Source organism: Aliibacillus thermotolerans, from assembly GCF_027853235.1.
Lineage (GTDB): Bacteria > Bacillota > Bacilli > Bacillales > Marinococcaceae > Aliibacillus > Aliibacillus thermotolerans.
Genome location: NZ_WKJG01000057.1, coordinates 1 through 10,672 on the forward strand (window position 1 = coordinate 1; position 10,672 = coordinate 10,672).

The 10,672-nt window shown below is 38.9% G+C and carries 13 protein-coding genes and 3 pseudogenes; 4 read left to right on the forward strand and 12 right to left on the reverse strand.

Going from position 1 to position 10,672, the window contains the following annotated elements; translation table 11 throughout:
- Window positions 1-144: pseudogene (locus GJS40_RS14555) on the forward strand (IS21 family transposase); the annotation flags it as partial.
- Here the strand turns inward: GJS40_RS14555 and GJS40_RS09680 are convergent.
- Window positions 95-400 (reverse strand): SDR family NAD(P)-dependent oxidoreductase, encoded by a 306-nt coding sequence (locus GJS40_RS09680; protein ID WP_270897677.1) that lies wholly within the window; start codon window positions 398-400, stop codon window positions 95-97. The pseudogene GJS40_RS14555 and the gene GJS40_RS09680 overlap by 50 nt on opposite strands.
- 245 nt (window positions 401-645) lie before the next feature.
- Between GJS40_RS09680 and GJS40_RS14560 the strand changes: the two are divergent.
- Window positions 646-732 (forward strand): annotated as a pseudogene (locus GJS40_RS14560) (Spo0E family sporulation regulatory protein-aspartic acid phosphatase); the annotation flags it as partial.
- 39 nt (window positions 733-771) lie between these two features.
- The gene (tnpA, locus tag GJS40_RS09685; protein WP_270897689.1) at window positions 772-1,008 is read left to right on the forward strand and encodes an IS200/IS605 family transposase; all 237 of its coding nucleotides are present in this window, start codon (window positions 772-774) and stop codon (window positions 1,006-1,008) included.
- A gap of 173 nt (window positions 1,009-1,181) precedes the next feature.
- Here the strand turns inward: tnpA and GJS40_RS09690 are convergent, their stop codons facing one another.
- Window positions 1,182-1,934, reverse strand: a complete 753-nt coding sequence (locus tag GJS40_RS09690; protein ID WP_270897678.1) for a MerR family transcriptional regulator — start codon at window positions 1,932-1,934, stop codon at window positions 1,182-1,184.
- A gap of 94 nt (window positions 1,935-2,028) precedes the next feature.
- On the reverse strand, window positions 2,029-2,997 hold the full coding sequence (locus GJS40_RS09695; RefSeq protein WP_270897679.1) for an LLM class flavin-dependent oxidoreductase: 969 nt from the start codon (window positions 2,995-2,997) through the stop codon (window positions 2,029-2,031).
- Window positions 2,998-3,235: 238 nt separating this feature from the next.
- Between GJS40_RS09695 and GJS40_RS09700 the strand changes: the two genes are divergently transcribed.
- Entirely contained in the window at window positions 3,236-3,448 is a 213-nt protein-coding gene (locus GJS40_RS09700) for a tyrosine-type recombinase/integrase (RefSeq protein ID WP_270897680.1), read from the forward strand.
- Window positions 3,449-3,516: 68 nt separating this feature from the next.
- Here the strand turns inward: GJS40_RS09700 and rpsI are convergent.
- From rpsI to GJS40_RS09740, 9 genes and pseudogenes are all read right to left on the reverse strand, one after another.
- Window positions 3,517-3,576, reverse strand: a pseudogene (gene rpsI, locus GJS40_RS14565) (30S ribosomal protein S9); the annotation flags it as partial.
- A gap of 211 nt (window positions 3,577-3,787) precedes the next feature.
- Window positions 3,788-4,171 carry a retropepsin-like aspartic protease gene (locus tag GJS40_RS09705; protein WP_270897681.1) on the reverse strand — a complete coding sequence of 128 codons (384 nt, stop codon included), beginning with the start codon at window positions 4,169-4,171 and terminating at the stop codon, window positions 3,788-3,790.
- Window positions 4,171-4,428, reverse strand: a complete 258-nt coding sequence (locus GJS40_RS09710; RefSeq protein WP_270897682.1) for a hypothetical protein — start codon at window positions 4,426-4,428, stop codon at window positions 4,171-4,173. The genes GJS40_RS09705 and GJS40_RS09710 overlap by 1 nt, the downstream gene beginning before the upstream one ends.
- Window positions 4,429-4,722: 294 nt before the next feature.
- Entirely contained in the window at window positions 4,723-5,250 is a 528-nt protein-coding gene (locus GJS40_RS09715; RefSeq protein WP_270897683.1) for a PH domain-containing protein, read from the reverse strand.
- 143 nt (window positions 5,251-5,393) lie between these two features.
- Window positions 5,394-7,370, reverse strand: a complete 1,977-nt coding sequence (locus tag GJS40_RS09720; protein ID WP_377901688.1) for a hypothetical protein — start codon at window positions 7,368-7,370, stop codon at window positions 5,394-5,396.
- 76 nt (window positions 7,371-7,446) lie between these two features.
- Entirely contained in the window at window positions 7,447-7,806 is a 360-nt protein-coding gene (locus GJS40_RS09725) for a hypothetical protein (protein ID WP_270897685.1), read from the reverse strand.
- A 24-nt stretch (window positions 7,807-7,830) separates the two neighbouring features.
- Window positions 7,831-8,484 (reverse strand): ABC transporter ATP-binding protein, encoded by a 654-nt coding sequence (locus GJS40_RS09730; protein ID WP_270897686.1) that lies wholly within the window; start codon window positions 8,482-8,484, stop codon window positions 7,831-7,833.
- Between the two features lie 230 nt (window positions 8,485-8,714).
- Window positions 8,715-9,782, reverse strand: coding sequence for a sensor histidine kinase (locus GJS40_RS09735; protein WP_270897687.1), 1,068 nt, complete (start codon window positions 9,780-9,782; stop codon window positions 8,715-8,717).
- A complete protein-coding gene (locus GJS40_RS09740; protein WP_270897688.1) occupies window positions 9,779-10,489 on the reverse strand; it encodes a response regulator transcription factor in 711 nt (236 codons plus the stop codon). The genes GJS40_RS09735 and GJS40_RS09740 overlap by 4 nt, the downstream gene beginning before the upstream one ends.
- Between the last annotated feature and the right edge of the window lie 183 nt (window positions 10,490-10,672).

The window sequence follows — 10,672 nt, forward strand, 5'->3', positions numbered from 1 at the left end:
CACCCTCCGGGTGAAGCACAAGTAGATTTTGGAGTAATGGAAGCAGTACAAGATGGAGAAATAGTAGATATTCATTCATTAGTAATGTCGTTTCCTAATAGTAATGCTGGTTTTGCAGTTCCTCTGCCAGCTGATCGATCCGATCATGTATTTTGACAATGTGTTGAACGAGGGCGCGTATATCTTTTTTCTTCTTCATATCGCACACGACATAGTAAACCTGTTGATTTCCCGTTTCAACTTGAATACTGTGTGCCGCTTTTGCTAATTTTTCCTCACTTCGGCTACTAATATAAACGATTGCTTTCTCCCGTGCAAATTCGGTCGCAACCGCTTTCCCCAGCCCTTGACTTGCACCTGTTACTAGTACTACTTTCCCTGTTAATTGAAGATCCAACACTTTCTCCCCCCACCATGAACTTTTCCTCTATCTTAATATGATCTCGGTCGTTTGACCACTTCTTCTTTTTAAAAGCAAAAACACATTCTTTTGCCTTCATCATACCACCCCGAGTTGTTTAGTTTTTAATTCTTTGGGTATTCGCTCTCGTAACCTTAGTAAAAAAGGAGTGTTTACACTGAGACATTTGGAATTGGAAATTGAAAAGTTAAGAACAGAGATGGAAAAAATGATTACAAAAAAAAGGAGTGGGAGACCCGGACACGATTAAAATAAGTCAAAAACTCGATCAAGTGTTAAATAAATATGAGCTAGAAAAGCGAAAGAAATAATATACTGATGATGATTTTCTTCGATCAGAAGAACAAGAGATAGATCAAGACCATATCCATATTTTGATTCGCTATTCTCCAAAGTGGGGTGTGCTTGAGAATGTCAGGTTATTGAAACAACTTACTACTTACCGTATTTGGCAAAAACACAGCACATTCTTATCTCAACACTTTTGGAAAGAACGCACTTTTTGGAGCGACGGCTACTTCTCTTGCAGTATCAGAAATGTCAGCAAAGAGACTATTCAAAAATATATTCAAACACAAGGAAGTTAGGGCCTAAAACCCCTAGCCTAAAGGCACAGGGGTTTTAGGCTCCGCACATATAAAAGGGTCTTTTACAACGGCACACTATAAATTTATCATGCGACCTATTTTCCTGCCATTGAAGGAATGATACGTCCTATGCCTTCAATTACAATGAAACCCCTAAGTGAATGAGCGGAAACTTACGATTTGTTTTGTTTATTCGCAAAAACCGTCATCGCCTCACTCATGAATGCAGCTAACCCTTCCCCGTATTGGTCTATATTTTTTGTGAAACGTTCATCCTGAATATACATTTGGCCTAATCCACGAAACGCTTCAAGCGTATATTGGCCAAAATTGTTATTTAACAGGTCATACCATTCTTTGATTGCTGCTTGTGCTTCTTCAGATTCCGGGGACTGTTTACGCAAGCTTGCAAGTTTTTTGAAAATAGTATCCCATTTTTCCGATAGCTCGTGTTGCTCGTCTTTTGTCAAACTTTGTAATTTTTTATTTGCCTCATCCACCGATTCATTCCCCCAGCGTTTCCGAGCCTCTTCTTCGTACGGGTTACTCGTAAATTGAATCCCTTTAAATCTTTCTTCGTTGGTCATGTGAATTTCTCCTTCCATATGTTTGATTGTTTTATCAATCGTTTCAATCATTTGATCAATTCTCCCTCGTTTCTCAACGAGCATTTTCCGCTGTAACACCAAAGCTTCTTTTCGGTCATACGAAGGGTTGTTTAACATCGTTTTGATTTCTTTTAAAGGAAAACCGAGCTCCTTAAAAAACAGAATTTGCTGTAATGTCTCCAAGTTTTCTTCTGAGTAAAGTCGGTAACCGGATTCCATCGTTTCCGTTGGCGTCAATAATCCAATTTCATCATAGTGATGAAGGGCACGAACACTCACACCAACCAGCTCAGCTACTTCTTTCACTTTCCACTTCATACGACACCTCCTTTGATTGTTACTATAAAGGATGACGTAACGTGAGAGTCAATAGAAAAAAGCTATCTCTTTCATGTTGAGATAGCTTCGTCTCTTACGAAAACAATTCCATGATTCGTACATAAGAGCGTTTCTTCTCTTCCACATCATAGATATTTGTAAGAATCAGCCAGTCATCGCATTGGTAACGCTCCGATAACTCTGTTAATTCTCTTTTTACTTTGGCTGGACCTCCGATAATCATTCGCTTTCGATTTGTCTTGATTCGTTCTTGTTCTTTCTTATTCAAACGAAGGGATGTTGCTTCTTCCACACTTGGCACGCGGCTATCAAAGCCTTTTTCTACGTGAAGAAGCCAAATGTCTTGACTCGATGCTAACTCTTCCGAATGTTCATCTGTTTCTCCACAAATAATGAAAATGGCAGAGCGTTGTTCAGGATGATTCAAATAACCTTTTTTAAAATGCGTTCGATATGTATCATGGGCTTCTTTTCCACGGTCCGGCTTTATAAAATGACCGAACACATATCCTATTCCAAGTTCTGCTGCAAGGAGCGCACTATTTTCTCCCAAACCTAGCGAAAATAACTCGGGCGACGCTTCTGTACGGGGAGTGGCGCGAACTTTTCCCTTTTTGCTAAGATAAGCGGCAAGATCTGCTAACTTCTCAGGATAATCATCCGCTTGATTTGGCTTCCCGTCCGCAAGAAGCGAACGAATTCTTTCATTCCCACCAGTAGAGCGACCGACTCCTGCTTCAATTCTCCCTGGAAAAAGTGATTGCAATTGTAAAAAATGACTTGCCACTTTATACGCACTGTATTGGGGAAGCAAAATGCCACCGCTCCCAACTTTTAATTTCTTCGTTTTTGCAGCCACTGCCGCCATCATAATTTCCGGAGAGCTTGAAGCAAGCCCTCTTGTCGCGTGATGCTCTGCAAACCAATACCGTTCGTACCCAAGGGTTTCCACAAACTGAGCTAGTTCCAGAGTGCGTGCTGCCGTTTCTTCCGCCGACACACCCTTAGGTTGTGCCATTTGATCCAATACACCTAATTTCATGAAGAAATAGCTCCTAACTATGTATGATAATAAGTAAGATGAAGTCCATAAACAATGTTTCAACTCTGGGGTCTATCTTTATTGTGCCATCAAACAATTATAGCATTTCAGTTCAAATTTCAGCGCTGAAGAGTAAAAATTCTTCGTGATAATTTTCTACAAAGTATAACCCAAAATATACGAAATAGGGATAATATGGTTATGTTAAACAGCTAAATTAGTATATTTAGCAGCGCTATTGAAGAAGTTAAACATTGAAAAAACAACATTTCACGGTTTGAGAGATACTCATGCATCATTTCTATTTTCTCAAGACATAGATATTGCATATGTATCTAAACGATTAGGACACATAAACATACAAACCACACAAAATGATTATCTGGAATTAATGCCAGAAAAAAAGCATCAGCAAGATGCCGATGCTTTAAATCTGTTAAGTGCTTTATAAGGTTCAAGTTAATTTGAACCAACTTGAACCAAAAAAGCTCTGTAAACACTGATATATCAATGTTTCTATTAACGTTTTGAGAATTGTGGTGCACGACGAGCGCCTTTAAGACCGTATTTCTTCCGTTCCTATGTTCGCCTTGTTTACAGATTTCTACGGAGTAATATGAAAAAGAGGAAATGCTTGATTTGATGGCGTTTGAGTGGAATTTCCTTCTATGAACTTCTACAGATTTTTATATTTTTTAAAGTCAAACTACATTCACTGTGATAAATTACATTCAATATACATTCACTAAGATCGAATTACATTCACTTTCAAACCCTTGATATATATTTGTCAATTCCATTCTAAGATCAGCTGGTCTATATTAATTATTGCTTTTATTTGTTGTAACAGGTCTAATCCTATAATACCGTTCAAATCAAAACCATAGTTCATTGCTCCGATTTCTAACGAGAAATTTTTCACTTCTTTTTCTCCAATTCTTATTAAATCAATCTGTTTAGAATATACGAATTCTGAACCTCCAACACCACTTATACGATAAATCGTATCATTTTCTTCAGCAATAATACCTATCGATTCAGCTATATCACTAGAAACAACAGTACTTCCCGAACCTGTATCAACTAAAACACGTTTAATTAGCAATGACTTTCCCTTAAAAGTTAAAAATATATCTGTAAGCAATAACCCGTCCTCAACAAATAACTTTTTCACTATCGTCTAACACCTACCCACTTTTTCTCAATAATATTAGGTTTATTTCGACTGGTGTGAAGTACATAAAATTCGCGAGTAGGATTTTCTCGATGAAGTTCTTGATAAGCTCTCATGGCTTCAGGTGAATTAGAAAACTTCTTTAGAGGGACTACATCTTCTAAAATACGCTCACTTTCCTCGTTCGTAAAAGCTTGTACCGCTTCAATAAGTACCCACTTATTTGGAAACGCTTGACATATATCTTCCCATTTCACTATAGTCACCCCCGAGCTAATTTTCTTATAGTTTATCATATTGATACGTATGCTTCTTCAGCGCTATTAAGTAATCGTATTGCCATGTTTATCATAACTAAACATATTTATAATTATTATATCAAATCATTTTGCAAAACTGGCCAAATACTTGAATGCAGTAACTAATTTTCCAAAAGTACCATTTTTTAAAGTCAAAGATTTTAATCCCCCGATGCCGCCGTGTATAAATTCGCATCACGATTCTCGAACCTTTTCACTGTAAAGCAAAAACGTTCGCAAAAATGATATGGCCTATTTTTCATTGAATTCTAAGGAAATATCGTCTAATTTTATGTCAAGATTTATAGATAACAAAGAATGTATAAGTTTACTTTCACTTTTTGGGGATATATTTATCACATCATATTTATTAAATAGGATTTCCAACCTGTCAACGGACAGAGCTGGCGCTGTAAATGGATTTTTTGTTCTGCGGATTCTTTTGATTTCTTTAATCTTTATTTTACTTTTAAACGGACCATATCTAACTTTTAAAAACTCTCTCCCAACCCTATAACCTGTTCCAAACCAAATCCATAATAGCAAAGTCAGAATCAATGCTGCTATGATATATCCTGATATACTTTTATAAGTTATCAGTTGCCAACCAACGGTTCTCCACCAAAAATGTAAATTAGAATCATCAAAAGTATTAAACCCCAAATCATTAAAACAAACCAAATATCTTTCTTGGATGGAAAATACAATCGTTTCGCCTCCATTTTTAAATGAACTGATTGCAGAACTTTTAACATTCGGCTTGTAATTTAATTGTACCAATCTTTATTGCGAATTATCAAACCATTCCTTATTATTTTGCGCTACTTTCAAGGGATATTTTGCACTTTAAAGACGGAAAGCCCAATTTCTCAAGATTATAATTAAGTAATTGGACTTCGGAATTGAGCACTATTAATCTTTAATCAAATCCTACGTTTACTGACTCCATTGAAACACCAACGGACCGCTAACAAATGGGATAGTGGAACAATCAGCAGTCCATAAGCCGCAGTTAGAAGTATAATTCCTATATCATGGGGTCGTTGTACCATGACAACGATTACCACAAGTACAATCCCCACAAGCAGTTCCTTTGCCACTCGGCTTTGGAGGATTCGCATCCAGGACCTACCTGCCAAGCGCAATGGGAAGTCACGCTTCGCCTGTAATGTTGCGGTGATCAATGCACTGATTGCAGTAGCAATACTAAAAGCAACCGTCAGTGCAATCAGTGAAAGATTCTGCAACCACACTAGGTATGCTGCGAACTGCGCTTGTAATATGCCCTCTTCGGCAATGTAAACGACTTTCAGTTCGCCTTTAATACCACGATCCCGTAGCGTTTGTACATCAAGGTGGTGTCGTTCCAATAATTGTTGCGTATCAATTACACCAGTGAACACTATGTTGCCACTCGAAATCATAGATGTCAAAGTAGAATCATTAAAGGTGTCGTACAGCGAGGGAACGACAGCGAGTAGGGTATCATCTCCAAAGTGGAGACTTTCGCCCCCTCCCCCTTGAGCAACCGGAAGATGAAATCCTTCGACGGGTTGGAGGAATTGCAATTGTTCGAAAAGATTACTGGAATCCTCTTCCCTCGATAATATATCAATCTCTTCCTTCATTTCATGAAAAAGATCTTCGGAAACGTTGTGGTGCGAAACTGGCACTACAACCGGATCTTTCTCACCTGTAGTGACTAGGTCAAGCCAACGCTGGTTTACGAAAGAGACGGTGGAGTACTTACCGAAATCAACCGTTGGCCACATTTCCTTGGTATAAGTATAGGAAAGTGCTACTGCCTCAATCGATTCCGCATCCATTACCATTTCGCCGATCAATGGCTCCATTCGATTCATTTCGTCACTGTCTGTTGCGAACACAATTGACACTTGGTCTGCAAGTCTCTTCCACTGTGCCATTTCAGTTGCCTTAGCAGATGATTGTTTATATGCAGACCAAGTAGGAGTAGAATTAGCCACCACTAAAACGAACGTTAGTGCCTGAATCACAACCGAAACTAATCGTAAATTCTTTACAGCCGGTTGTCTAGTGGCAAGCATAACAGCACTTGGCCACGCAGCAGCTGACATAATAAACGCAACAAGTACAGATACGGAAATAACAACAACTTGTAGACTAATCAAAATTTTAAGGAATGAGGCGACATAGAGCCAACCATGAAAAACACCCACATAACCGGACGCAACTATCGCTACAATCCCCGCTGAAATGAATAATGCACCACTAAACTCTGTAAGATCCTGCACCTGAATCCGTACAGTCGGTGATCCACCAAGAACCCTGAGGGCGCGTCCCCGTGCCCTTACTGACAACCAGAACAGCGCTAGTGCAGAAATCAGTGCAAGCGATGCGAGAACTGCGGTAGCAAATCCTCTTTCAAACACAACAAATATAAGACCATCCATAATTGAGGCATCCCTACGGATTACTTCCACCCCAGCATCTTTTAAAATGTCTCCAAACTCATCCAAACGAGAAGTATTGCCAGTCACAAGATATAACCCATCCGGGTAGGAATTGGCGAGCCGGTCTTTACCAACGATCTTTCCCATGTCATTACCCTTAAACCAGCTAAATTCATCCGGCAAGGCTTTATTATCGCTAAGTGTAGCAAAGATCTTATCATCTCCATCGCCAGCAAGATCCGGGGCGATTTTGACCAGCCCAAGATCTAGAAGCGTATCAAGTTTTTCCAATTTCAAAAATGCCTCCGTGATAGAGAGTCCTGATTCATTGAAGCTAATAGTAAGCCTGCTCTTGCTCCCAATAGCCTGCGGAAAATCTCGATCATTTAGGTCGGTAATGATTGCGGCCAACAATGCAAGTAAAGTAAACAACGCTAGCGAAACAGCCATGATGATACGTTTATACATATTCATCTCTTTTTTTCACCCCTCTTTCCCTTTAATGCGAGAGACGACGTTTGAGTTAACTAACTAAAAGCCCTCATTAGCGCTTCACCAAATGAACCGGTACCCCAAACCCTTCACTGCGAGAGAGTAGATTGCTTATGGCATCACGCTCGGATTTCGAATCATATCTCACCAAAACGAGCCCTCGTTCCCGATCATCTGGACACGGCTTGCCAACTTCCACTTTAATTCCATCGCCCAGCTTTTCTATTTCTTTAGCGAAATTTTTGTGATTATCTAATGCAGTAGTGGCCTCCGCGACGGTTGGAAGCTGGTCACATGGCGGATGGGTGTCTTTTGGTGATGCTGTTATCCAACCATTTATAAAAGCAATTCCCCCTAATAACAATAGTAAGCCAACAATGACACTGATTATAATCTTAGAAGTTGTTTTCATAAGTATCCTCCTCGTGTTCTTTAGTTAATGTGACAAGGCTTTGGAGCCAACCTGATGAATGGCATCGCACGCATCAATCATCTCGGAATCATGTGTTGACACAATAACCGTCCTGCCACGCACAGCAAAGTCCGTTAGCAGTTTGATAACCATATGCCGGTTGGTTGAATCCAATGAAGCAGTTGGCTCATCAACGAACAGGATAGTAGCATCCTTGTAGATGGCACGAGATAAAGCAAGTCGCTGTTTTTCGCCTCCACTCAGGTGTCCAGCCAATTCATTTTCTCTACCTATAAGGCCTGTCTGTTCGAGTGATTGTATCAACTGTTCTTTGTTTCCGGAGATACGCCTTCCAATGATGCTTGCCTGCAAAGTAACATTGAAGGCAACCGACTCCTCATCCATAATGCCATAATCCTGAAGTACGAATGCCGCATGATCGCGCCAGAACCGACGTCTTTCCGAGGCGCTGTATTTTGTGACATCGTTCCCGTCAATTAGGATGCTTCCTTTATCAACCGGAAGCAACAATCCGAGGCAATGAAGGAGTGTGGTCTTTCCAGATCCACTTGCTCCAACGAGGGCTGTCATGATACCAGGCTTGCAACGGACGGATTCACCGTCAAGCACAGGGCGCCCACCAATTGCTACTGAAATATCTTTAGCCTCAACTAACATTTGCGCCACCCACTTGATTCAAAGTTTGTGAGAACAGTACCAACATAGTGAACATCCCTTTCACAGTTCGATTGAAGTCTTGCCTTCTTTGCTTAAATAATTTTTTGTCCATTTGCTTCATTCCTTCCAATTCGGTAATGAATGGTTCACTACGAACAATTAGTTTCTATGTGTAGTATAGGACAAAAAAATAAACACCATTGAAATGGTGTCTTAACAGAACCTTAATTTTAGCAAGGAAATAAAATTTTTATCTTCGTTCCTTTATTTGGCTCACTTACGACTTTAATCTGTCCCCCTTGTTTTTCAATAAACTGTTTGGCAATGGACATTCCTAAACCCGATCCGAGATGGGACTTGTCCGTCGTTGTCCCTCGGTAATATTGATTAAATAACTGTTGAACTGTTTTATCATCCATTCCGATGCCATCATCTTTAATTTCTATTAAGGTTGAACCTGCTATTTCTTCTATGGAGACAGTAATCGTTGTTTCACGGGGATTATGATAAATAGCATTCATAATGAAATTTTCTAATGCTCTTTTTAATAATGTTTGATCAAAAGATAATAAAATATCGCTCTCATCTTTGACATTTAAATGAATAGGATAGTCATTAGCCATCGGATACTGACGAAGGTCTTCCAAAACGTTTTTTACAAAAACGACCAGATTGGTAGTACTTATATTCAAAGGAATTTGCATTTTATCAAACTCATAGACAACACTTAAATCCTCAATTAACTGCTCCATATATAATGATTTATCTTCAATAATTGTAGCAAATTCCTTTATTTCTTCTTCCTCCCATTTATGTTCGGAACGAAGCATGGCTGCATAGCCTTTAATGTAAGATAACGGTGTTTTTAAGTCATGTGTTACCCCTAAAGTCCAGTTCCTCCTTGTTTCATCAAGTTCTTTTCGTTCTACCTCTGCTGCACTGAGTTGGTTTGTTAAACTTTCCAGCTTTGATTTCAGTTCAAGAAACGGTCTAAACCTCATCTTATTTACAGAAAAATTCTTTATTGTATCGGGCATTTTAAATATCCCACTTGATAATTGATCAATCCAACGTATAAAAAAGACAAGAGGTTTCCTGATTTGCCGGTCGATGACAAGTCCGATTCCGATAAGGATTCCGATGATTAGAAGGGCGAATAAAACATATGTCACCAATCCATTGGTTCCTAGTGGGATGCTCAATAAATTAAGGACTGAAAATCCCGTAATAAAAAATATAGCACCTATGGCAAAAAAAATAATGATTAATATCAATGAAATTTTGGTTTCTAATTTCATTGTGGACTCCTTTGATTTTCCGCATGTAGCATATAACCCAGACCTCTAACATTTTTTAAATACTCAGGTTGTTTAGGATCTTTTTCAATTCTTTGACGCAGGCGACTAATATGGACCATAACTGTATTTTCTTTTCCCGCTATACTATAATCTCCCCAAACTTTTTCATATAGATGGTCTATACTAAAAACCTGGTTGGGATGCTGGCACATAAATTTGAGTAATTGGAACTCCTTAGCCGGGCAATTTACTTCTTTTCCTTCTACAATCAACTTTGCTTGATCGTAATGTAGAACAAAACGGTCTGTCCGAAACACTTGTGACATTCTCGGCTTTGTTCGTCTTTGACGATGTAAGATGGCCTTAATTCGGGCAGCAACCTCAAGGGGATTAAAAGGCTTCGTTATATAGTCATCTCCCCCCGTCGAAAACCCGGTTAATTTATCCATATCAGTAGTGCGGGCTGTCAAAAAGATAATCGGAACATCTGATATATCCCTGATTTCGCCGCACAAGTCAAAACCGTTTGTATCAGGCAGCATGACATCGAGTAATATCAGGTCAATCTCCTGTTCTTTAATCTTTTTCAATGCTTCAGCTCCTGATGTGGCTTCGTATGTATTTTGAAATCCTTCTTTCTCTAACAATCGTTTTAACATGTTAATTAGTCCTACTTCGTCTTCTATAATGAGTATACCTTCGTTCATATTTTCCCTCCTCGTCTGTAGTTATCAAAAAACAAATTCCGAAAAATATTAAATAATGAGTCAATTTCATAATTGCTCTTTTTAAAAATACACAGATATACAGAATTTCTAAATTGTATTTTTAAAAACAGAAATCATGAAGCATTTTGTTGATTCAATTGTGCATTAATACGATCTGCTGCG